Raw genomic sequence first — 23347 nt, forward strand, 5'->3', positions numbered from 1 at the left:
TTCTGTCTCCCTTTACGAGCGGTAGGTCACGGCATTCACCGCCGCGATCACTTCATCGACGTTGGGCAGCGCTAGCTTTTCGAGGTTGGCTGCATAGGGCATGGGGACGTCCTTGCCCGTAACACGTATCACTGGCGCATCCAGGTAGTCGAAAGCCTGCTCGGAGACGCGCGCCGAAAGCTCGGCTCCAATGCCGCCCTGCGGCCAACCTTCCTCAACAGTGACCAAGCGGCCGGTCTTTTTGACCGACTCGATCACCGTATCGCTGTCCATGGGGCGCAGGGTACGAAGGTCGATCAGTTCAACGTCCACCCCGGCCGCAACCAGCTTTTCAGTGGCTTGCGTGGCGTAGCGCATACCCATGGAGAAAGACACGATGGTGACATCAGCGCCCGTACGGGCAACACGAGCCTTGCCGATGGGCAGCAGGAAGTCGTCCATCTTCGGCACAAGGCCGGTGGAGCCGTAGAGAATTTCGTTTTCAAGGAACACGACCGGGTTCGGCGACCGGATAGCCGACTTCAGCAAGCCCTTCGCGTCGGCGGCGCTATAGGGCGCGACTACGGTCAGCCCAGGAACATGCGCATACCAGGCCGAGAAGTCCTGGCTATGCTGTGCGCCCACTCGGGCCGCCGGACCGTTGGGGCCCCGGAAAACCATAGGCGCCGTTACCTGCCCACCAGACATATAGAGCTGCTTGGCCGCCGAATTGATGATCTGATCGATGGCCTGCATTGCGAAGTTGAAGGTCATGAACTCGACCACAGGCTTGAGGCCCGCGAAAGCGGCACCCACGGCCAAGCCCGCAAAGCCGTGTTCGGTGATGGGCGTATCGACGACCCGCTCGGGCCCGAACTCTTCCAGCAGGTTTTGCGTAATTTTGTAGGCGCCCTGATACTGGGCGACTTCCTCGCCCATGATGAAGACGTCCTTGTCGCGGCGAAGCTCCTCGGCCATGGCCTCGTTAAGAGCTTGGCGGACAGTCATCTCGACCATCTCAACGCCTTCGGGCAGTTCAGGGTCGCTCTCAGCGACAAACTTTGGAGCTTCAGCGGCTCCGGATTTCGGCTCGGCCGGGACAGTGCCGCGCTGGGGCGCCGCCGACTCATCCTCAGGGTCCGAAGACGTCGCCTGTGCGGCCGACTTGGTGGCCTCACCCAACTCTTCGCCCTCGCCAAGGACCAGAGCGATAGGCGTATTGACCTTTACGCCTTCCGTACCCTCATCGATCATCAGCGATTGAACGGTGCCGCTGTCGACGGCTTCAACTTCCATCGTAGCCTTGTCAGTCTCGATCTCGGCCAGGACATCGCCCGGCGCGACCGTGTCGCCAACCTTGACTAGCCATTTGGCGAGCTTGCCCTCTTCCATGGTGGGAGACAGCGCAGGCATGAGGATTTGGGGCATTCAGCTCTCCAACAAAGTAGCGCCGGGCATTGCGGCCTCGCGGCGAATAGGAAGTTCAGTGTTCAGCGCAAATTGCGCAGGAAGCACGCGCCAGTCGTTTAGTGGTCGTGTGCCGATTGAGGCTCGGTCGCCCGGCTGGGTGCTGTTGACCGCCCAACCGCTCAGCACGAGACCCAGAAGCAGAAAGGTGATAAAGGCGATGACCGCTCGCTGGTAGACGGTGACATGGGTCACTCCTGCTGGTCCGGCGCTGGAGCGAATGTCGTCGAACTTCCACCATCCGAACAACCATTCCCGCCAGCCCCTGCCCTGCCTGGCCGTCAGGCGCATCAGGACGACGGCTTGCCCGGCTGCAATCAGCCAGGCAAGCCCCGCACACAATGCTATGACGCCGAGCAGAGCGATCATGGATGCGCCTCAGGCCGAGATGGTGATGTCAGTCCAGAGTTCGGAGGCATCGGGTTCAGAATCGTTCGTGGCGAAGTCGGCAGCTTCGGTGACGATCGCACGGATCTTGCTCTCGATTTCCTTGAGCGTTTCCTCGGTAGCGGCACCAGACTCAAGCAAGCGCGCTTTGACCTGCTCAATCGGATCGCGCTCCTGGCGGAACTTGGTGACCTCATCCTTGGTCCGATACTTGGCCGGATCTGACATCGAGTGACCGCGATATCGATAGGTCAGCATCTCGAGAATATAGGGGCCTTTGCCGGACCGGGCATGTTCAATGGCGCGCTGGGCGGCGTCGTACACCATGCGGACATCCATGCCATCGACCTGCTCGCCAGGAATGTCGAAGGACAACCCGCGCTTGGAGAAATCGGTGGTGGCAGAAGAGCGCTCGGTAGATGTCCCCATCGCATATTTGTTGTTTTCGATGATGAAGACGACGGGCAAGCTCCACAGCTTAGCCATATTGAAGCTCTCGTAGACCTGGCCCTGATTGGCGGCACCGTCGCCGAAATAGGTGAGGCTGACGGTGTTGTCGCCGCGGTACTTGGCAGCAAACGCAAGGCCTGTACCCAGCGACGCCTGCGCCCCAACGATGCCGTTTCCGCCGTAGAAGCGATGCTCATTACTAAACATGTGCATGGAGCCGCCCTTCCCCCTGGACAGACCACCCTGCCGGCCGGTCAGCTCGGCCATGACTCCTTTGGGATCAAGCCCCATAACCAGCATGTGCCCGTGGTCACGGTAGCCTGTAATCTGAGCATCTTTGCCTTTCTCAGATGCCATGGTAACGCCGGTAACCACTGCCTCCTGGCCGATATAGAGGTGGCAAAAACCACCGATCAGCCCCATGCCATACATCTGACCAGCCTTCTCCTCGAAACGCCGGATCAACAGCATTTCGCGATAAGCCTCGAGCTCTTGCTCGGTGGTGAATTGGGGGACGTTGGACTGCGTCTTGGCTTGATTAGCCACAGCACTTCGAGCCATGAGAGCGCTCCACATCGAAAGGAAAATTGCCGCCGTAGCCAATCTGGCCACACTAATCCATCATAGTGCAAGGCAGAGGCGTTAAGCAATGGGCGCAGCAACGGCGCAAATGACGCTACAGCGTTGAATCCGCTTCAATAAGCGTCATTAACTCGTCGCTGGCTAATTCCTTGTATTTACCAGAAATCGGTTCACCGGTACCCGGATGAACCATCACGAGGATGTCGTCTGTATGGGCCATATTGAGCATCGCCCGAGCACGTTCCGTTATCAGATCGGGGTCCAAGCGCCGCGTATCCATGAGAGTTGCGCGGTGGCGATAGGCGTCAATTTCGGCTTGCAGAGCCGCAGAGCGGGATTTGAGCTGGTCGATGTCCAGGAGGATTTGGCCGCGGTTCTCGATGCCAAATTGTCCTTGGAGCGCTGAGTAGGCCAAATAGCCCTGAAAGCCCAGAAGAGCTATAGCGAGAGCCAATGGACGCCAGAAGGGCGGACGTTTGAGGCGGGTGGGCATGAAACAACCGAAACTGAACGCACCCACTATAGCCAAGGAGGCCTTAACGGGGCGTTGTTCCCGGAGGCAGGGTTCAGGTTTTGAGCCCGTGCCCGTTTTATTCCGTGAGAGCCTCCGTCGCCGCAATGGCTGCCATGTTGACAATGCCGCGGCTGGTTACCGACGGCGCCAAGATATGCGCCGGCGCCCGCGGCCCCATGAGTATCGGGCCAACCGAGAGTGCGTTGTTCATCTCCTTGAGCAGGGTCATGGAGAGGTTGGCCGCGTCGAGATTGGGGAAGATCAACAGGTTGGCTTCTCCACGCAAGATGGAGTCGGGAATATAGCGGTCGCGCAGTGCTTCGTTCAGCGCCAGATCGCCCTGCATCTCGCCTTCCACCACCATGTCGGGTGCGAGTGACTTCAATTTCTGGTAGACCTCCCGCATCTTGTAGGCACTGTCGCCATCGCGCGAACCGAAATTGGAATAGCTTAACAGCGCCACACGAGCCTCGATGTTGAACCGCTTGAGGTGGCTGCGCGCCTGCATGGCGATGCTGACGATCTCGTCGGCGGTAGGGTCGATGTTCACGTAGGTGTCGGCGAGGAAGAAGGCGCCGCGTGGCATGATTAGCATGGACAACGCCGACGCGTCGGTGATGCCTTCCTGCAAGCCGATGACCGAGCGGATATCGCGAACATGCTTGATGAAGCGTCCCTGGAGCCCGCAAATGAGCGCATCTGCCTCTCCTCGTTTCACCGCGAGAGCGCCGATGACCGTAGTATTCGTGCGGACCACCTGACGCGCAGTGTCCGGCGTCACGCCGGCACGACCTACCAGAGAGTGGAACAGTGAGACATAATCGCGATAGCGCGGATCGTCTTCGGGGTTGATCACCTCGAAGTCCTGCCCGGGCCGCAGGTTGAGTCCGAAGCGCTCGATACGAGCCTCTATGACGCTCGGTCGGCCAATGAGTATCGGGCGGGCGATCCGCTCCTCGAGCAGAACCTGCGTTGCCCGCAAGACCCTCTCGTCCTCACCGTCCGCGAAAGCGACTCGCTTCTCCTGGCCTTGCGCTCGGTCGATGATTGGCTTCATCACCAGGCCGGAGCGGAATACAAAACGGTTGAGGCTATCCTGATAAGCTTGCCAGTCGGTGATTGGGCGCTTGGCGACCCCGGACTCCATGGCTGCACGCGCCACGGCAGGGGCGATACGCAGGATCAGGCGCTGATCAAACGGATTGGGAATGATGTGCTCGGCGCCGTACACCGCCGGAGCCCCAGAGGGCGAGACCTCCAGACCCGGTTCGTGGGCGAGCTTGGCGATTGCGCGGACGGCAGCGAGCTTCATCTCCTCGTTGATCGTGGTCGCGCCGACGTCGAGTGCCCCGCGGAAGATAAACGGGAAACAAAGGACGTTATTGACCTGGTTGGGGTAGTCCGACCGCCCGGTGCAAACCATCGCGTCCGGACGCGTCTCTTTGGCCAATTCCGGCATGATTTCGGGATTTGGATTGGCGAGCGCAAGGATCAGCGGCTTCGGCGCCATTTTGGCGAGCATCTCCGGCCTGAGCACACCGGCGGCCGAGAGACCGAGGAAAATGTCTGCTCCATCGATGACTTCTGCGAGTGAGGTCGCATCGCTGGTCCGCCGGAATTGGCCCCGCCACTTGTCGTTGACGTCGTTACGCTTGTGCGTAACCAGGCCATCCTTATCCGCTACCCAGATATTTTCATGCCTGGCGCCCAGTGCCACGAGCACGTTCAGGCACGCTATCGCCGCTGCCCCTGCCCCGGACGTGCAGATCTTGACGTCCTCAATTCTTTTCCCGGCAAGTTCGAGCCCGTTGAGCACCGCGGCACCCACGATGATTGCTGTTCCGTGCTGGTCATCGTGAAATACCGGGATCGGCATGCGCTCGCGCAGCGCTTCCTCGATTTCGAAGCAGTCGGGTGCGCGTATATCTTCGAGGTTGATGCCCCCGAATGTCGGCCATAGGGGCGCTACTGCGTCGATGAATTTCGGCGGGTCGATCTCATCGATCTCAAGGTCGAAGACGTCAATGCCGGCGAACTTCTTGAAGAGAACCGCCTTGCCCTCCATCACGGGTTTGGACGCCAGCGCACCAATATTCCCCAGCCCCAAAACGGCAGTGCCGTTTGAAATTACAGCAACTAGATTCTGCCTGGAGGTGAAGCGTGCCACCGCCTCCGGATCGGCCGCGATCTCCTCGCAAGGCGCCGCTACGCCAGGGGAATAAGCAAGCGCCAAGTCCCGCTGATTTCCCAGCGGTTTGGTTGGCTGGATTTCAAGTTTTCCGGGCTTGGGGAATTCATGAAAGTGCAGTGCCGCTTCGCGCAAGGCTTTGCGCTGCTCATTAGCATCGGTGGTCACTGGCACGCCTCCAAACTCCGTCCTGTCGCACGGCTTGCCCGCGCTTTCGGGCTGTTGGTGCCATCAATCGGCAGCGAAGGAAAGGGCATTTCGGCGAAGGCAGAACCAGTTCAAGCCGCAGTAGCTGTCACATCAGCCTCTGCCGAAGCTGGGTTCTTGGGGGCATGCAGCGCGTACACCAGCTCCTTGAAGGCATCGACCCGCAAGGCAGGAGCGAAGATGAAGCCTTGTGCCTGCACCACTCCATGTGAGCGCAGATATAACGCCTGTTCTTCGGTCTCGACTCCCTCGGCGACGATCTCGCAATTAAGGTCCTGCGCCATTGTAATAAGCCCATCGAGCACCGGCACCTGAGTAGTTCCCGGCTTGACCATGTCAACGAAGACGCGGTCGATCTTGATGATATCCACGCCAAGAGTGCCGAGATATGCAAGGTTGGAGTGCCCGGTACCGGCGTCGTCGAGCGCTAGGCGGCATCCCAGCGCATGCAACCCGCCTATGACACTGTTGGCGATCGCTGAGTTTGCGAGTGGATGCCGTTCCGTGATTTCAAAAACCAACTGCCGGAAGTCGATGGCGGAATTGCTGAAGATGGCCTGGACGTCCTCGACGATGCTGCCGTCGCGGAAATGCCCTTCGAAGAGATTGATCGAGATCTTCAGGTCCGGTCGATCCTTGCTGAGCTCGCTCAGATCGAACTTTACCTGCTGCATCAGCGACAAGGTCATAGGAATGGCAAGCCCTGTCGTCTCGGCGTAGTCAATGAAGGCACCGGGTGAGACGATCTGGCCGTTGCGCTTCTCCCAGCGGCAGAGCACCTCACAGCCCATCAACTCACCGGTGCGGAGGTTTATGACTGGCTGGTAGTACGGTTTGATTTCACCTCGACCGATGGCCCGCTCCAAATCGAAGGCTGGCACGCGGGTCCGCCGTACGAGGTAAAGGGATATGAGGAGAACAACTGCGCTGAAGAGGCAGGCGACAGTAGTCATGCCAATGTCGAGATCAGCATAGCCGGTACGTGCCATCGCAAAGGGAACGGCATACTCCACCTTCAGTGGCAGTTCACCGGCGAAGCCTTGAGCAAAGACATATTGGCCGCTGGAAGTCCGGCGCTCGAACGGAACGGCGTCACCGACAGTCAGAATGGCCGTGCCATTAGTCAGCACCACGCGCATCATGCTGGTAGCTTGGAGGCCGCGCTGCAACGCATCCTGCCCCTGTGGCAGCAGCGGCACGAAAGCGGAAACTTCGCGCGTGTCGCCATAGGACTGGGTGATCTTAAGCGCCGGCATATCAAGAGTGCCGTACTTCACCACAGTGATTGTTTCCGGTTGCCCGGGCAGCGGCAGGCGATCGGAAATGGGCGAGTAGGTGACCGGCCGACCGATAGCATCGCAATATTGCACGCCGTCGCTATTCTCGACCAGTATTTGCTTGAGGGACAGGCTGCCTTCGATTTTTCTCTGCGCGTTCGAGACGAAGGTCGGTGTACAAAAGGATGGACTTTCACTGATCACAGCACGCAGTGAGTCCAGCGCTGCAGCAGCGCCCGTTTCGATTTGGGCCGTGACTGCACTCACCGCCTGCTGAGCTACGGCAGTCTCGCGCACGCGCACGTAGGCGTCCAATAGATGGTCGACGGCGATGATGGGCAGGAAAGCCAGCAGCGCGCCGAACAGCATCAAGACATGTGAGTACCGGGACTTCACGCGCGATTCCGAGGGTGGAAGACCCCTCTTTGGTATCAAGTAGCCATTTACCGCCAGTTAAGGCAGTGCCGGCGCACAGGTTGGCCCCGAGCGCCGGAACGGTGGATGACTACTTTTCCTGTACGTTCAAGCGGATGCTCAGCTCGCGAAGCTGCTTTGGTGCAGCAGGGCTCGGCGCACCCATCAGCAGGTCTTCGGCCTGCTGGTTCATTGGGAAAGCCGTGATCTCACGCAAATTCTGCACGCCGCAAAGCAGCATGACGATACGGTCGATCCCGAAGGCCGCGCCACCGTGGGGGGGAGCGCCGTACTGGAAAGCGCGGTACAGGCCACCAAACTGCTCTTCGACCTCAGCACGCGACTTGCCGGTCAGCTCAAAAGCCCGGACCATCGTTTCAGGCAGCTGATTACGGATCGATCCTGAAGCAATCTCGTACCCGTTGCAGACGGCGTCATATTGGTACGCCTTGATGGTGAGCGGGTCTTGCGAGTTCAGTGCGTCAATACCGCCCTGCGGCATGGAGAACGGATTGTGGGCAAAATCCACCCGCTTCTCCTCCTCGCTCCACTCGTAGAAGGGGAAGTCGACAATCCAGCAGAGGGCGAACTGATCCACATCGATCACACCGAGGTCCGTTCCTACCTTGGTGCGCGCATCGCCAGCAAACCTGTAGAACTTGTCGGGACGCCCTGCCACGAAGAAGACAGCGTCGCCATCATCGAGACCAAGCTGCGCCTTAAGCGCTGAAGTGCGCTCTTCGCCGATGTTTTTGGCGATGGGACCACTGCCCTGTCCGTCCTTGAAGAAGATGTATCCGAGCCCGGGCTGCCCCTCGCCCTGGGCCCAGGCGTTCATCCGGTCACAAAAAGCACGCCCGACCGGATCCGCCCCAGCCTTGTTCTTGGCGGGAATGGCCCAAACTTCGACCTTGGGATCGGCTTCGATCTGATTGGCGAAAACCTTGAACCCCGAGCCGGCGAAGTGTTCGGTGACAGCTTGCATCTCAATGGGGTTGCGCAGGTCCGGCTTGTCAGAGCCATACTTCCGAATAGCCGTTTCATAGGGAATCCGCGTCCAATCCTTGGTGACGCGCTTGCCTTCTGCGAACTGTTCGAAGACCGAGGTCATCACCGGCTGAACCGTGTTCCACACGTCTTCCTGGGTGACGAAGCTCATTTCGAGATCGAGTTGGTAGAACTCACCTGGCAACCGGTCAGCACGTGGATCTTCGTCGCGGAAACAGGGTGCCACCTGGAAGTACCGGTCGAAGCCGGCAACCATCAGGAGCTGCTTGTATTGCTGGGGTGCCTGCGGAAGAGCAAAAAACTTGCCGGGGTGAATGCGGCTGGGCACCAGGAAGTCACGCGCTCCTTCGGGGGAGGACGCAGTAAGGATCGGCGTCGAGTACTCGGCAAAGCCTGCATCCGCCATGCCTGATCGCATAGCGGAGATGATCTTAGTGCGCTTCACGATGTTGGCGTGCAACTTCTCGCGGCGTAGATCGACGAACCGGTAGCGCAGCCGCACATCCTCAGGATACTCCTGGTCGCCGAAAACGGGCAACGGCAATTCCTTGGCCGCGGACAAAACCTCGATCTCCCGGATGAAGATTTCGATTTCACCGGTCGCAAGGTTCGGATTAACCGCAACTGCATCGCGCAGCTTGACCTCACCGTCGATCCGTACGACCCATTCGGCACGTACTTTCTCTACAGCGGCGAAGGCCGGGGAATCCGGATCCACCACGCACTGGGTGATTCCATAGTGGTCCCGAAGGTCGATGAAGAGCAGCCCGCCATGATCGCGGATACGATGTACCCAGCCGCTGAGGCGAACAGTCTGCCCTGCATCTTTGGCGGTTAGAGCTCCGCAAGTATGCGAGCGGTAGCGGTGTATCGTCATGATCAAAAACTCAGGAAAAAGGCCGGATTCTTGGCGGGGAAAAGCGCATGGGAGCCCCCGCTTGTCAAGCAGCGCCACCCCTGATGGCTAAGCGGCCCGCCGAGCGTCCATCTTCGGCGGCACGGGAATACGGGTCTGGAGTGCCAAGGCTGCACCTGCTAGGAAGGCTATTGACTATATTGAGACGGACGTAGGCATGGATCTTGTTGTTTCTACAGACGTGCTCGCTGCTTTTTGCGAGCGCGCTGGTCAGTTCGATTTTGTAACGGTCGACACCGAGTTCCTGCGAGAGACCACCTACTGGCCCAAGCTCTGCCTCATCCAGGCGGCGACGGATGACGAGGCAGTGCTGATCGATCCGCTGGCTCCGGGGATGGACCTCACCCCCTTCTTTGACCTGCTCGCGAACCCCAGCGTCACGAAAGTTTTCCATGCTGCCCGGCAGGACGTGGAAATCTTCGTCAAGCTGACGGGCAAGGTTCCGGTCAATATCTTTGATACGCAGATTGCCGCCAGCGTCTGCGGCTTCGGCGACAGCGTATCCTACGACAACCTAGTGCGGTCGGTTGTCAGCGTCGAACTCGACAAGTCCTCACGCTTTACAGACTGGTCGGCCCGCCCGCTCTCGGAAAAACAACGTCTCTATGCACTGGCTGACGTGACGCACTTGCGTGACATCTACCGCGAGTTGCGCAAGCAGGTAGACGCTACCAGGAGGTGGGACTGGGTGGAGGATGAACTGGGCGTCCTGCGCAGCATCGATACCTATGTGGTTCAGCCCGATCGTGCTTGGGAACGCCTCAAGATGCGAATCAACCGCCCGCGGGATTTAGCCGCTCTCAAGGAACTCGCCGCCTGGCGGGAGCGCCGGGCTCAGGACACGGACCAACCGCGTAGCCGCATCCTGAAGGACGATGTCCTGTTTGAACTTGCGCAACAGCGCCCCCTTTCACCGGATGCCTTCGAGCGTCTCCGGGCGGTGCCCCGTGGCTTTGGGCGCAGCTCGGCCGCTGCGGAGATCATTGGCATTCTTCAGAACGTGGAGCGGCTCACCAAGGCCGAACTACCGTTGATGCCAGAGCGCTATCGCGGCCCATCGCCCAAGGGCGCGGTGGGTGATTTGCTGCGTGTGCTACTGAAATCCGTCGCCGAGCAAAACGGCGTTGCCGCCCGCATCATCGCCACCTCCGATGATATCGATTCCATCGTTCTTGACGATGAGGCGGATGTGCCTGCCCTCAAAGGATGGCGCCGCAAGCTCTTCGGAGAGAAAGCACTCGACATCAAGCACGGCCGTATAGGCCTTGTGGCCACCCGCAAGGGTATCGTGGAATTCCCGGTCAAGCAGACGGTAGATGCCGACTAGCGGATCTCCACCTTCGATTCCTTGAGGTCGGCAACTCCGGCGAAGTGACCAAGCCGATTGCGGAGATGGTCGGCGTCTAGAAACGCCAGGTCGGACGGCAAAATCAGTGACAGCGAGTTCTCGGCCACTTCGAAGCGGATGCGCGGCAGAATGCCTGGCATAGCTGCGGTCATGGGGTATGCCACGCGAAATAGTGCCCCCAAAAGCCGGGCCCGCTTGGTCAACTCGGGGCTGCCTAGTGGGGCCAGCGCATGAGCGGCTTTGCTTTTGAGGCCGTCGTAGCGGACTGCGATAACCTGGGCGAGGAACGAACGCCCCGGATGGTCAACGCCCATCAGCGAGCTGTATGCCACTGAGTCAATGCTCTGCGACGCCCGGTAATCTGGATGCGCCCGCCAGCCGATATCGGCGAGGAGGCAGGCGACCTCGCGCAAGCGCTTTTCGTCTGGGCTCTCTTTGGTGCCAGCGGCGCTCTGAAATTGTTCGGTGAACTCGATGAGGTCATTGGCATGGGCCGGGGACCGCGACCGCAGGACAGACAGCTCTTCGGCGCCTTGGATGAGCGGATCGATTGCCTGCTCAGCCTCGTCTAGCATGCCGAACAGATAACCTTCGCGAACGCCGAGTGCGGAAAACACGATCTCGGCGAAATTCCCAGTCTTGAGGACCTCCGCCAGAGCTGCTGCCCCAAAGGGTACCAATTCGCGACGCGAGGAACTGACATGCTCTGCACCCGCGTAGCTCTTGAGCGAACCTGAGGCGACGATGTCGTTGCAGAAGGCGATCATCTGATCGGCGGGAACGGTGTAGTTCTGCACCATGTGCAGCGGATACTGCGTCACTACCTGGTGGAGCTTTGCCAGGGCGCGCCAGGTGCCCCCAATGGCGACAAACGACCCGCCCTTCTTCACCTTGCTGAGGCAGGACTTCGCCAGGCGCTCCTGAGCAATTTCACCCGCACGCAGGGGCGACCCATCGCTGTCATCCTGTAGTCGTATCCCGCCAAGTTCGAAGGACTCGCCATCTGTGTCCACCCCGCCCGAGACGATTGAGAGCTCAAGGCTGCCACCGCCGAGGTCGCCGACAACGCCGTTGAAATCCGGCATGCCAGAAACCACCCCCAAGGCTGCGAAGTGGGCCTCCTGTTCGCCAGACAGAACCTCGACCGGCGTCTCCATCAAAGCCTCGACCGCGGAGACAAATTCGTCCCGATTCTTGGCTTCCCGAACCGCGGACGTTGCGAGCACATGAACCTTACCGACCCGCATCATGCGGGTGACCAGCGCAAATCGTTTAATGGCATTGAGCGCCTGCGCCATGTTCGCCTCGGCGAGGCGCCCGCTTTGCCCAACGCCGCGACCTAAGGCACAAGCGGCTTTTTCGTTGTAGAGCGGCGTCAAGGAGCGGGCGTGCCGCTCGTAGACAACAAGGCGCACAGAGTTCGAGCCGATGTCCAGCACTGCGACCGGCTGGGCGCCTTTGATGCGCCCTTGCGCGGTTGGGTCGGCGTCAACGCCCCAGAACTGGTTCAACTAAACCTCGTCTGCCTCGACCATGCCCGCGCTGCCGCGTCCCGACAGTGAAGGGTTGGTCATGAAGTAGTCGTGCGCGTTGAACGGCTCCTCGTCCTCGGCGCGTATACGATGCGAGCTGCCATCAGGCAGCACTTCCCAGCTCTGTTGGTTGTCCTTGAGGTATGCAACCAATATTCGATCCAAAATCTGCTTATGCACGGTGTTGTTGAGGATCGGGACCATAACCTCCACACGTCCATCGAGGTTCCGGCCCATGATGTCGGCCGATGAGATATAGACCTTTGCTCGGCGGCTCGGCATCGGCTCGCCATTTCCGAAGCAGTAGATGCGGCTATGCTCTAGGAACCGGCCGACGACTGACTTCACTCGGATGTTATCGGAGAACCCCGGTATTCCAGGCCGCAGGCAGCAAATCCCCCGCACCAGCAGATCCACCTTCACGCCGGCCTGGCTAGCGTCGTACAGCGCATCGATGACCTGCGGATCCACTAGAGAGTTCATCTTGAGGAGGATACTGGCGGCTTTGCCTTCCCGAGCGAACTCGATCTCACGCGCTATGTTGTCCACCAGTGTCGTGCGGAGGTTCACGGGTGAAACTGCAATGGTCTCGAGCTCGGTTGGGCGCGCATAACCAGTGATGAAGTTAAAGACGCGCGCTACGTCACGCGTGATCGCGGGATCGATCGTAAAATAGCTCAGGTCGGTGTAAATTTTAGCGGTGATCGGGTGATAGTTTCCCGTCCCGATATGGCAATAGCTGACCAGCTTGCCCTTCTCGCGGCGGACCACCTGGCTCAGCTTGGCGTGCGTCTTTAGCTCAATGAAACCAAAAACCACCTGCGCCCCCGCGCGCTCCAGATCACGGGCCCAGCGAATATTGGCTTCTTCATCGAAGCGAGCCTTGAGTTCGACCAGGCAGGTCACGGACTTACCGGCTTCTGCTGCGAGCACCAAGGCCTTGATGATCGGGCTATCGGCCGAGGTGCGATAAAGCGTTTGCTTGATCGCAACAACGTCGGGATCGCGCGCTGCCTGCATGAGGAATTGGGCGACCACGTCGAAGCTTTCGAACGGGTGGTGCACCAGAATATCCTTGGCCCGAATGGCAGCAAAGCTGTCGCCGCTGTAGTCGCGGATGCGTTCGGGGAAGCGGGCGTTATAGGCAGGAAACTTGAGGTCGGGCCGGTTCACGCCACAGATTTGGCTGGCGTCGGCAAGTCCAAGGAAGCCTTGTACTTCAAACACGTCGGCCTCTCGGACACCGAGCTTCTCGCCGATTTGGCGCTTGAGCGCACGGGTCATTGACGACTCGATCTCAAGCCGGATCACCTGCCCGCGACGGCGCTGACGCAGCGCCGTCTCGAATTCCACCACGAGGTCGGCGGCTTCGTCGTCGATTTCGATTTCGCTGTCCCGAACCACGCGGAAGGCGCCTGATCCCACTACTTCATGGCCGGGGAACATTTTGTGGAAGAAGAGTTTGACGAGGGTGTCGATGGTGACGACTTCGGTTCGGCCGTCGGACACCAATCCGGTGGGTAGGTTGATGAAGCGGTCGAGATTGGAGGGGATACGGACCAGCGCCGTCAATGGTAGGTCGTTATCGGGGCGGCGCATCTCAAATGCGAGCGCTAGGCCCAGATTGGGAATGAACGGGAATGGATGCGCCGGATCGACTGCGATTGGCGTAAGGACCGGAAAGATCTCCTCGCGGAACAGCTTCTGCAGGTATTCGACTTGCTCCGCGCTTAGATCGTGCGCCTCATGGATGACCACGTTTTGCGCAAATAACTCCTCGCGGAGGCTTTGCCAATGATCTTGCTGCTCGAGTTGCAGGTGGTGAACGAGAGTCGCGATTTCCTCGAGCTGTTCGGACGGCGTCAAACCATCGGCGCTCTGCTTGGAAAGTCCCGCGCGCAACTGCCCCTTCAGGCCCGCAACGCGGACCATATAGAACTCATCGAGATTGTTCGCTGAGATCGAGACGAACCGCAGCCGCTCCAGCAGCGGGTGGTGTTCGTTGCCCGCCTCTTCGAGCACGCGCATGTTGAACTGGAGCCAACTGACTTCGCGGTTGACGAAGCGAGCAGGACTTTTTCGCAAAGCCTCGATGTCGGGGGCAGAAGCCTCGGTTTCGCCGAACTCGCTCATCTCATTCATCGTCTTGCTCGTCCCAATCCTGTGCGCTACTTGCCTCGCCCCGTGCAACGCGCCGGTGATCCAGCGCCTCTGCCGCAATGTTCCGGGTTATCGCTGTGCCCCGGGCAAGTGCAAGCCTGTCCATCAAGTCGGCGAGGATCACCGCTTCCTCGGCAGACCGCTCCATGCGGGCTACCAGATAGAAGATGATTTTAGGGTCAACCACAACCTGCCGATCGCCAAACAACTTCACGAACATCTGTGACAATTGAATGTCGTCGGTGATTTCGAGCTTGAACGAAGCTGCGCGACGAGCCCGGGAGCGAACATCGTCTGTCGCGAGCGGCCAGTCGGCGATGTCCGCGCGCGCAGACAGAAGCAAGGGGCGCTGGTCGCGCATGGACTGATTGAGCAGGTGGAAGAGCCCTGCTTCGTCATAGCCGCGCTGGTCGACATCCTCGACGATGATGGGAGCCCGCCCCCCTGCTGCTGCAAGGTCGGCAAGATCACCACTATCTGCGAAAGCTGCAGCGCTGCGGTGGGCAAAGATCCGCGCGAGGTGTGATTTCCCAGACTTCGGCGGACCAATCAATAGGGTCACGGGATCCGGCCAGTGCGGGAAGGCCGCGATACGCCCATAGGCGAGCTCATTGCCCTCGCCGACCAGGAAGTCCGCTTCGCCTTGCGCTGGGATGTGCCCCAGCTCGAGAGCAAGCTGCTTCATGGGCGCGTTCGCCATCAGGCCGTAGGGGTACCGCCGCCCGCATGGCCGTTCTGGCCACGGTAGAGCGAGCTTTCCTTGTACTTGCGCACCCCGTAGCGCACCAGCACACTGCCAATCGCCGCCATTGGGACGGCAAGTAGCAGCCCGACGAAGCCAAAAAGAGCACCCAAGGCGAGAAGCGCGAACATCATCCAGACCGGGTTGATGTTGATGGTCGAACCCACGAGCTTTGGATAAAGAATGTTACCCTCGACGAACTGCCCAACGAAGTAGATCGCTGCGACAATGGCCACGAACCACCATTCGGGCCAGAACTGGACAATGGCGATGCCGATGGACAGCACGAGCCCTATGGCGAAACCGACAAACGGCACGAAGCTGAATAGGCCAGCGATCAAGCCGATGGCTAGACCAAAATTTAGTCCCACTGCCGTCAGCGCCGTGGCGTAGAACGCGGTCAGGATCAGCACCACGCCACCCTGGCCACGAATGGCTCCGCCGATGGCACTGTCGATATCGCGCAAGACGCTATTGATTTCGCCCTTGTGGTCTCGCGGCAGCAGGCTTTCCAGTCCCCGGACCATCGCCTCCCAGTCGAGCAACAGATAGAAGGTCACCACCGGGGTAAACACCAGGAAACCAAACGCGTTGATCAGGGTCATGCCGCTGGCAACGACCTCGCCGGTGATAACTCCTACCAGGCCGACCAACTGCCCCAGCATGTCGTTGACCGAGGCCTCTACCTGGGCAGCACGCTGGGGGCCCAGCCATTCGTTCAGTTCCGGTGCCCAGCGTCTGGCTAATACCTGCAGATCGGCAGCATATCCTGGCAACCTCTGAATGAGGTCGCCGACCTGCTGAACGACCAGCGGCACGACCATGTAGAACAGGCCCACGATAACGGCTACGACGACCGCGAGCACCACTGCGGTCGCCCAGCCGCGGTTGAACCGCCAATGCTGCAACTGATTGACCAGCGGGTTGAGGAGATAGGCGAGCGCCGCACCAACCACAAAGGGCAACAGGATGCCGCGGAAGAGCCATAGGAGCGCAATCAGCACGAGAAACGAGCCGATCCAGATCAGTACTTGATTTCGGAGGCTCATGGCGCCGTGCGGCCCTTGCGTCGGGGTGGAGGAGAAGTTATCAGGCCGTCTAGCTTCCGGCTGGGGACTTGGCAATCGTCTAGGTTTTCGGTGACGGCTTTGCGCACGCTTTCCCCATACGGTTCACAGCCCATGTCCGACCCGCAAAACCTGGCACCAAACGGGCTTTCATACAAGCAGGCGGGCGTCGATATCGACGCAGGCAACGCCCTTGTCGAGGCGATCAAGCCAGCCGTCAAATCGACCAGGCGGTCGGGAGCCGATGGCGAGATCGGCGGCTTCGGCGGCCTCTTCGACCTGCGCGCGGCGGGCTTCATCGACCCAGTTCTGGTTGCTGCAAACGATGGTGTCGGTACCAAGCTCAAGATTGCCATCGATACTGGGCGCCACGACACGATCGGGCAGGACCTCGTTGCGATGTGTGTCAACGACATTATCGTTCAAGGTGCCGAGCCGCTGTTCTTCTTGGACTATCTGGCAACGGGCAAGCTCGACGTCGAACAGGCCACCGCCATCGTCAACGGTATCGCCGAGGGCTGCCGGATCGCCGGTTGCGCGCTCATCGGCGGAGAAACAGCCGAAATGCCGGGTATGTATCATGGCAAGGACTATGATCTTGCCGGGTTTGCGGTTGGTGCTGCCGAACGGGGCACCCTGCTTCCCCGCAACGACATCTCTGAGGGTGACGTGCTGGTGGCGCTGGCCTCTTCCGGCGTTCACTCCAATGGCTACTCGCTGGTCCGCAAGATCGTAGAAACGTCCGGCGTCGATTGGCAGACCGAAGCACCCTTCTCGCCCGAACAGACCCTCGCGGAAGCCTTGCTGACCCCAACCCGGATCTATGTGACGCCGATCTTGTCGGCCCTGAAAGCGGGAATCGGCATCAAGGCTCTCGCCCACATCACCGGCGGTGGTTTTATCGACAACATCCCCCGGGTGCTGCCGGACCAGTTGGCTGCCCATGTCGATCTCAGCGCCATCTCCGTGCCTCCGGTGTTCGGATGGCTCAGCCGCACCGGCGGTATCGTCGAGCGGGAAATGCTGCGGACCTTTAATTGCGGCGTTGGCATGCTGTTGGCGGTTACGCCTGACGATGCGCAGCGGCTGACCGATCATCTCGCGGGCGAAGGCGAAAGCGCCGCGATAGTGGGCAGATTGGTGCCGAGGACCGGAGACGCCGTGACCTTCCAGGGCGCGCTGGCGCTGTGAACCGCAAGCGGGTCGGCATTCTCATCTCGGGCCGGGGCTCGAACATGTCAGCGTTGATCGGGGCCGCGAAAGCACCGGAGTTTCCCGCTGAGGTCGTCGGCGTGTTGTCCAATCGGGCTGCCGCTCCAGGTCTTGCTCTCGCTGCTGCCGAGGGCATCGCCACGACCTCACTGGCACAAAGCAGTTTTCCGAGCCGCGAGGGGTTTGAGGACGCAGTAACTCAGATCCTGGAAAGCTGGACGGTCGAGATCGTCTGCCTTGCCGGCTTCATGCGGATTTTGACGCCCAAGTTCACTCAACATTGGGCTGGACGCCTGATCAACATCCATCCTTCCCTGCTGCCGGACTATCGTGGGCTCGACACGCACGCGCGCGTATTGGCCGATGCTCGCTCTGTTCACGGCTGCACGGTCCATTTCGTGACCCCAGGACTAGATGAGGGTCCGGCCATTCTGCAGGCCAAGGTACCGGTTTTGCCGGGCGATACACCCGAGACGCTCGCCGCGCGCATTCTCGTCGAGGAGCACCGGATCTACCCCGAGGCGCTACGGATGCTGGCAGCCGGAGAAGTAGCCTTCAACCAGTAGTCCATCAGAACCGCTGATGGTTCTCATCGTCAAAATCGGTTCGACCTTGTCCCCGCCGAGGCGTAGCGTCCGGCTTCTCAAGGGAGAATCACCATGTCCACCCGTGATTGGGCGCTCATCATCTTCGTCGGTAGCATTTGGGGCTGTTCGTTCCTGTTCAATGCGGTTTTGATCCGTGAACTTGGGCCAGTCACGGTGGCCGCCGGCCGTGTCACCATTGCGGCTGTCGCCAGTTGGGCGGTGTTCTTCGTCTTGAGAAAGCCGCTCCTGCGCAGTCCCAAACTCTACTTCCAATTGGGTCTGCTTGGGGTGTTCAGCTACGCCATTCCCTTCACGCTGTTCCCGCTCAGCCAGTCTTACATTCCCAGTGGGCTCACCGCGATCATCAACGCCCTGACGCCGATCATGACCGTGATCGTTTCTCACTTCTGGCTGGGCGGCGAAAAGGCCCGCTACAACAAAGCCATGGGTGTTGTCGCCGGCTTCGCTGGTGCGGCACTGCTAGCGTCCCCCGCCTTGGCGGCGGGAAGCGGCAATGGACAGTTGTGGGCGATTGGAGCGTGCCTCATCGCGACGGTGCTCTATGCCATTACGCTCAATGTGGCACGGTCCTTCCGGGACGTCGAGCCGACCACCATCGCCACTGTGGCCCTCACTGGTGCAGCCCTGGCGTCGGTTCCGGTTGCTCTCGTCGCCGAAGGCCTGCCACACATCGAACATGCCGAGACCTGGGCCGCCTGGATAGCGCTTGGTGTTTTCTCGACCGCGCTGACGTTCCAGATCATGTACCGGGTCCTGCCCCGCATTGGCGCCACCAATTTCGCGTCCAACACCTTCGTAACCCCGGTCGTCGCGATCCTGTTGGGAATGGGCCTTCTCGGCGAAACGATCCTGCCAGTGCACGTCGCTGGCATGGCCGTCATTTTCCTCGGTCTGCTGCTGATCGATGGCCGCATCTTGAACTTCTGGGGACGCCGGGTGCCGGCATAAGCCCGGAACTCCCCTCCAACCGCGTTCGTTTGGCTTTCAACAAGGAGCCTCGAATGAACCAGCCCCGACCCGACATAGATCCGAGCGCACCACCAGAGATTGTGCCCCAGCCGGAGCCGCCCCAGCCCCAACCGGTAGACCCCTACCCGCCGCATCCCGCTGAGGTTCCGACACCGGACCAGCCGGTGGAAGAGCCAATGCCTCCGGTGCAGCCTGAGTTGCCCCCCGCTCCCGGGCATGAGCCCATTCCGCGGGAGGTTTAGATGGCACACAAAGCTAAGCCCGAGGAAGCTCCTGCCAGCCGCCCCGTCGGCGTCCCACCGATGCCCAAGGCACTGCCCACGAGCGACGCCAAGCGGCCGCACACGTCTCCTCTGAGGAACGGAGAACAGGAGCCGGTGGACCCCGAACTACCATCGAGCCCCGGCAACGACCCTAACCCGTAAGCGAATGCTGGTAGGTGCTTACGCGCCGGAGGAATGCTCCGGGATACTGACGCCGTCGCGCGCTTCTACTCGAGCCCGAGCTTGCTTTTCATCATTTCATTCAGGGCCTGCGGATTGGCCTTGCCACCCGATGCTTTCATCGCCTGGCCCACGAACCAGCCGATCATGGTGGGCTTGGCCTTCACCTTCTCCACCTGATCTGGATTGGCCGCGATGATTTCGTCGACGATTTTCTCGATCGCGCCCATGTCGGTCACTTGCTTCATGCCGCGCCGCTCGACGATCTCGGAAGGCTCGCCCTCCGGTTCCTCGCCAATGATGATCTGCAGCAGATCTTTTGCACCCTTGCTTGAGATTGTACCGGCGGCGACGAGGTCGACGATCCCAGCAATCTGACGCGGCTGAAGGTGGGTCTCCCAGATCGCAAGACCCTGGCTATTGGCGAACGCCGCAACATCGGCATTGAGCATATTGGCGACGGCCTTGCCGTCCCGCTTTGTATCGCCGAACGCAACACAGGATTCGTAGTAGTCTGCCGTCTCCCGGTCGAGGGTCAGCACCATGGCATCGTATGGGGTCACCCCATAATCATTGACGAAGCGGGCTTTCTTTTCGTCAGGTAGTTCAGGCAGGTGCTCTGCCAATTCGGCGATGAATGCATCGTGGAACTCAAGCGGCAGCAGATCGGGATCGGGGAAGTAGCGGTAGTCATGCGCCTCTTCCTTGGAACGCATGGAGCGCGTTTCACCAAGCTTGGGGTCGAACAGGCGCGTCTCCTGGTCGATGACGCCGCCGTCCTCAAGAATGTCGATCTGGCGTCGTGCCTCGTATTCGATCGCCTGCCCGGCGAACCGCACCGAGTTCACGTTCTTGATCTCGCAACGCGTGCCAAACTCACCGCCCGGGCGACGCACGGAGACATTGACGTCAGCGCGCATCGAACCCTGCTCCATGTTGCCGTCGCAAGTACCAAGATAGCGCAGGATCGTGCGCAACTTGGAGAGGTAGGCCTTGGCTTCCTCGGAAGACCGCAGGTCGGGTTTGGAGACAATCTCCATCAGCGCCACGCCGGACCGGTTGAGGTCGACAAAGCTCATATTGGGATGCTGGTCATGGATCGACTTGCCGGCATCCTGCTCCAGATGCAGCCGCTCGATGCCAATCTCGATGGTCTCGCCATCGACGTCGAGCAACACCTTGCCTTCGCCGACGATCGGATCCTTGAACTGGCTGATTTGATAGCCCTGCGGCAGATCGGGATAAAAGTAGTTCTTGCGGTCGAAAACCGAACGCTTGTTGATCTGAGCCTTTAGGCCAAGACCCGTACGCACGGCCTGCCGCACGCATTCCTCGTTGATCACCGGCAGCATGCCCGGCATGGCGGCATCGACGAACGAGACATTGGAGTTGGGTGGATTGCCGAATTCTGTCGACGAGCCCGAGAAAAGTTTGCTCTCGCTGGTTACCTGGGCATGGACTTCCATGCCGATAATGACCTCCCAATCACCGGTGGAGCCGGCAATCAGACGCTTCGGATCGGGCGTACGGGTGTCGACGATGCTCATTGTCTAAGGCTATCCCACTACTCCACCACCGCGAGGTATTTGCGGAAGCGGATTTTGTCCAATTCATACTTCAGGCTCGCGGAGTACTTGCTACCGCGCCAGACCGGCTGATAGCCCCAGCGCTCATAGAAGCGAACCGCTCCGACATTGCCGGCATAGGTTTCGAGTTCGGAAAAGGCGAACCCATTAGAGGCGATAGCCGCTTCGAGGGCGCCAAGCAAGACCGCTCCCACGCCCCTACCCTGCGCATGCGGCGCAACCCAGAGATCGGAGATGTTGTGGTCGCCATGTTCCCGCGCTCCCCAGCCGAGCAAATTGCCGCGGAGATCCTTCGCCACCACCAGCTTGTCTGAATGAGTCTCGCAGAAGTTCACGAACTCCGACCGGAGGGAAGTTCGATCAGCACGACCGGCATCATCCGCTCCGAAGGCACTCTCCTCCCAGGAAGCAAACCCCATCGCGCCGAGTGCCGAAGCATCCTGCGGATCTGCCGACACGATCAGGAAGTTTGGGGCATCACTCTTCGTCGAGATCGTCTATCTCGCCATCAAAGGGCAGCAGTTTCTTCTCGAGATGCACGCTCATAAACGGTTCATGTGCGGCCCGCCCGTCAGGCCGCAGCGCCAGAATGCGGTAACCCTGCCGCTCATAAAAACGAACTGCGCGCACGTTGTCAGCGGGGGTTTCGAGTTGCACTCGCTCGGCCCCCTCAAGCTCTAGCATCGATTCCATGCGTCTGAGCAGAAACGAGCCCAAGCCGTGTCCTTGCAATTCGGGCATGACAAAGAGGTACGGAATGTAGGCACGTCGGGTAGCGCGAGAACACCATCCCACTGCGATACCATCGACCTCTACTACAATGATGCGGGGCAGCGTCTCCGAAACGGCTTGAGTCAGACGGCGCTGCTCGGACTGCTTCAATCCGACCTGATCGGTCAGCAGCGGGAATATTCCACTTTCCCAAGCACGATATGCAATGTCGGACAGGCGGCGGGCATCAGCTTGTTCGGCCTTGCGAATGCGGATGCCTGCCATGGCTCCCTCCTATTGCGTGCGGCGCCGCGCCGCGATGATGCCCTTCTCGTAATTGATGTTCCAATCGATTAGGGTTCGCCACACAAGTTCGGCCTGATCTTCATCAAGATCAAGAGCCAAACTGCGATCGCGCACTTTTGCTATTACGGCCTCTATCCGGGCTAGGTCACGCGCTTCGTGCGGGTCTGTCTTGATCTGGGCCATGCGCGTGACGTAGCGGTGGCGCTCGGCGAACAGCCGCAGAAGTGCGTGGTCGATGCGGTCGATTTCGGCACGGACGTCGTCCTTGCTCTGACACTGTTCGGGAGCTTTGTGTTCAGTCACGGCAATCCTCGCTAACGGGCTGTTGCTGGTTTGCACCGCATCAGCGCCGATTTCAACCATGCTCCTGCCAGTATCTGGAGTTCAGCCAAGCCCACGCTTATTGATCATCAGATGTGTAGCTTGTCTGAGATTGCCTAAGCGCCCGTCCGCATCGCGACGGGCATGAATGAACCAGCCGGCCGTCGCGCGTGATGCCGACGGATGGCTCCGTTTGTTCGCGGGCCGCGTGCCCGCTGCCAAGGCATCTCACATCAATGGACATTTCCCGCAACGAACAGCGCGTGCTGCATGCACTCGCGCAAGGCGGTTGCATCGCTGTCATCAAGGATCAGCGTGGCAAGATCGTCGATCTTGAATTCTTCAACCGAGACGGCTGGCTGATGACCAGCTGCAAGCTCACCTTGTTCCGGAAGCTCAAAGCCAAGAAGGCAATCGCCTCTTCGGACGGTCGCCCCTACCGGATCACGCGTCGCGGGCTAGAGCTCGTTCGCAGTGAGCTCGACAATCGCTGAAAGCAACAGGGCCGGGCAAACTGCCCGGCCTTGACACTAGTGACGGGTCACGTCGCTTAAGGCCGCCGCAATGTGTTCCCACTCGGCCGAGACGCTTGCCGTCGCGCGCCGCTTGCCAGCGCGACGATACCAGTAATCGGCATTGCCCATGTCGGCCTCGATCCAGTGCATCAAGGCATGAACCCAGTCGAACGCCTGCACGCCTTCCATGGATTGCACGATGTTGTGCGCCTGCTCCCACTCGGGACCCACGCGCAGACCGCCCTTTTTGATCCACCAAAGCGCCTGGAGTGGCTTGCTCATGTCCTTGGGCGGCTCGGACCAATCGAGCGAGGTGAAGATGTCGACGGTCATCGGCGAAGTTCCTGTCGGCCCGGGCGTCGCCAGAGGCGGCGCTACAACCAGTTTCAATTTGTGCATGCCGCGCAGGTAGTGCGGAACGGCCACACGATCAAGTAG

At 60.0% G+C, this 23347-nt stretch carries 22 protein-coding genes; 6 read left to right on the plus strand and 16 right to left on the minus strand.

Annotated features, from left to right (window positions below):
* Positions 1-12: 12 nt before the first annotated feature.
* From QOV41_RS11145 to aspS, 7 genes are all read right to left on the minus strand, one after another.
* Positions 13-1407 (minus strand): pyruvate dehydrogenase complex E1 component subunit beta, encoded by a 1395-nt coding sequence (locus QOV41_RS11145; protein ID WP_284576601.1) that lies wholly within the window; start codon positions 1405-1407, stop codon positions 13-15.
* Positions 1408-1815: a hypothetical protein gene (locus QOV41_RS11150; protein WP_284576602.1), complete on the minus strand. Its 408-nt coding sequence runs from the start codon at positions 1813-1815 to the stop codon at positions 1408-1410. It lies immediately after the preceding gene.
* A gap of 9 nt (positions 1816-1824) precedes the next feature.
* The gene (pdhA, locus tag QOV41_RS11155; RefSeq protein ID WP_284576603.1) at positions 1825-2844 is read right to left on the minus strand and encodes a pyruvate dehydrogenase (acetyl-transferring) E1 component subunit alpha; all 1020 of its coding nucleotides are present in this window, start codon (positions 2842-2844) and stop codon (positions 1825-1827) included.
* A 115-nt stretch (positions 2845-2959) separates the two neighbouring features.
* Positions 2960-3358, minus strand: a complete 399-nt coding sequence (locus tag QOV41_RS11160; RefSeq protein ID WP_284576605.1) for an FtsB family cell division protein — start codon at positions 3356-3358, stop codon at positions 2960-2962.
* A 97-nt stretch (positions 3359-3455) separates the two neighbouring features.
* A complete protein-coding gene (locus QOV41_RS11165) occupies positions 3456-5741 on the minus strand; it encodes an NADP-dependent malic enzyme (RefSeq protein WP_415926707.1) in 2286 nt (761 codons plus the stop codon).
* A 104-nt stretch (positions 5742-5845) separates the two neighbouring features.
* Positions 5846-7447, minus strand: a complete 1602-nt coding sequence (locus QOV41_RS11170; protein WP_284576608.1) for an EAL domain-containing protein — start codon at positions 7445-7447, stop codon at positions 5846-5848.
* A 109-nt stretch (positions 7448-7556) separates the two neighbouring features.
* Positions 7557-9344, minus strand: a complete 1788-nt coding sequence (aspS, locus tag QOV41_RS11175; protein ID WP_284581281.1) for an aspartate--tRNA ligase — start codon at positions 9342-9344, stop codon at positions 7557-7559.
* Positions 9345-9546: 202 nt separating this feature from the next.
* Between aspS and rnd the strand changes: the two genes are divergently transcribed.
* Positions 9547-10716: a ribonuclease D gene (gene rnd, locus QOV41_RS11180; RefSeq protein WP_284576609.1), complete on the plus strand. Its 1170-nt coding sequence runs from the start codon at positions 9547-9549 to the stop codon at positions 10714-10716.
* On the opposite strand, the gene QOV41_RS11185 is transcribed toward rnd, so the two are convergent.
* Genes QOV41_RS11185 through QOV41_RS11200 form a run of 4 tightly spaced genes read right to left on the minus strand, consistent with a single transcriptional unit; the run spans position 10713 to position 16220 of the window.
* Entirely contained in the window at positions 10713-12248 is a 1536-nt protein-coding gene (locus QOV41_RS11185; protein ID WP_284576610.1) for a Ppx/GppA phosphatase family protein, read from the minus strand. The genes rnd and QOV41_RS11185 overlap by 4 nt on opposite strands.
* The gene (locus QOV41_RS11190) at positions 12249-14411 is read right to left on the minus strand and encodes an RNA degradosome polyphosphate kinase (RefSeq protein ID WP_284576611.1); all 2163 of its coding nucleotides are present in this window, start codon (positions 14409-14411) and stop codon (positions 12249-12251) included. It lies immediately after the preceding gene.
* Complete coding sequence (locus QOV41_RS11195; protein ID WP_284576612.1) at positions 14404-15114, minus strand: P-loop NTPase family protein; 711 nt, start codon at positions 15112-15114, stop codon at positions 14404-14406. Before QOV41_RS11195 ends, QOV41_RS11190 begins: the two co-directional genes overlap by 8 nt.
* A 14-nt stretch (positions 15115-15128) precedes the next feature.
* Positions 15129-16220, minus strand: a complete 1092-nt coding sequence (locus QOV41_RS11200) for an AI-2E family transporter (RefSeq protein WP_284576613.1) — start codon at positions 16218-16220, stop codon at positions 15129-15131.
* A gap of 132 nt (positions 16221-16352) precedes the next feature.
* Between QOV41_RS11200 and purM the strand changes: the two genes are divergently transcribed.
* The 4 genes from purM (at position 16353) to QOV41_RS11220 (ending at position 19452) form a co-directional block, all read left to right on the plus strand.
* Positions 16353-17429 carry a phosphoribosylformylglycinamidine cyclo-ligase gene (gene purM, locus QOV41_RS11205; protein ID WP_284576614.1) on the plus strand — a complete coding sequence of 359 codons (1077 nt, stop codon included), beginning with the start codon at positions 16353-16355 and terminating at the stop codon, positions 17427-17429.
* A 44-nt stretch (positions 17430-17473) separates the two neighbouring features.
* Entirely contained in the window at positions 17474-18016 is a 543-nt protein-coding gene (gene purN / locus QOV41_RS11210; protein ID WP_415926708.1) for a phosphoribosylglycinamide formyltransferase, read from the plus strand.
* A 93-nt stretch (positions 18017-18109) separates the two neighbouring features.
* Complete coding sequence (locus QOV41_RS11215) at positions 18110-19006, plus strand: DMT family transporter (RefSeq protein WP_284576616.1); 897 nt, start codon at positions 18110-18112, stop codon at positions 19004-19006.
* Positions 19007-19269: 263 nt separating this feature from the next.
* On the plus strand, positions 19270-19452 hold the full coding sequence (locus tag QOV41_RS11220) for a hypothetical protein (RefSeq protein ID WP_284576617.1): 183 nt from the start codon (positions 19270-19272) through the stop codon (positions 19450-19452).
* Between the two features lie 65 nt (positions 19453-19517).
* Here QOV41_RS11220 and gatB read toward each other — a convergent pair whose 3' ends face one another.
* Genes gatB through QOV41_RS11240 form a run of 4 tightly spaced genes read right to left on the minus strand, consistent with a single transcriptional unit; the run spans position 19518 to position 22376 of the window.
* Complete coding sequence (gene gatB, locus QOV41_RS11225) at positions 19518-21017, minus strand: Asp-tRNA(Asn)/Glu-tRNA(Gln) amidotransferase subunit GatB (protein WP_284576618.1); 1500 nt, start codon at positions 21015-21017, stop codon at positions 19518-19520.
* Positions 21018-21034: 17 nt separating this feature from the next.
* The gene (locus QOV41_RS11230) at positions 21035-21475 is read right to left on the minus strand and encodes a GNAT family N-acetyltransferase (RefSeq protein WP_284581282.1); all 441 of its coding nucleotides are present in this window, start codon (positions 21473-21475) and stop codon (positions 21035-21037) included.
* 58 nt (positions 21476-21533) lie between these two features.
* Positions 21534-22052: a GNAT family N-acetyltransferase gene (locus QOV41_RS11235; protein ID WP_284576620.1), complete on the minus strand. Its 519-nt coding sequence runs from the start codon at positions 22050-22052 to the stop codon at positions 21534-21536.
* Positions 22053-22061: 9 nt separating this feature from the next.
* The gene (locus QOV41_RS11240; RefSeq protein WP_284576622.1) at positions 22062-22376 is read right to left on the minus strand and encodes a chorismate mutase; all 315 of its coding nucleotides are present in this window, start codon (positions 22374-22376) and stop codon (positions 22062-22064) included.
* Between the two features lie 254 nt (positions 22377-22630).
* Here QOV41_RS11240 and QOV41_RS11245 point away from each other — a divergent pair, with 254 nt between their 5' ends.
* On the plus strand, positions 22631-22888 hold the full coding sequence (locus QOV41_RS11245) for a YjhX family toxin (protein ID WP_284576623.1): 258 nt from the start codon (positions 22631-22633) through the stop codon (positions 22886-22888).
* A 36-nt stretch (positions 22889-22924) separates the two neighbouring features.
* Here QOV41_RS11245 and QOV41_RS11250 read toward each other — a convergent pair whose 3' ends face one another.
* The gene (locus QOV41_RS11250; RefSeq protein WP_284576624.1) at positions 22925-23242 is read right to left on the minus strand and encodes a hypothetical protein; all 318 of its coding nucleotides are present in this window, start codon (positions 23240-23242) and stop codon (positions 22925-22927) included.
* Positions 23243-23347: the final 105 nt, after the last annotated feature.

Origin of the sequence: Devosia sp. RR2S18 (assembly GCF_030177755.1) — a bacterium.
Lineage (GTDB): Bacteria > Pseudomonadota > Alphaproteobacteria > Rhizobiales > Devosiaceae > Devosia > Devosia rhizosphaerae.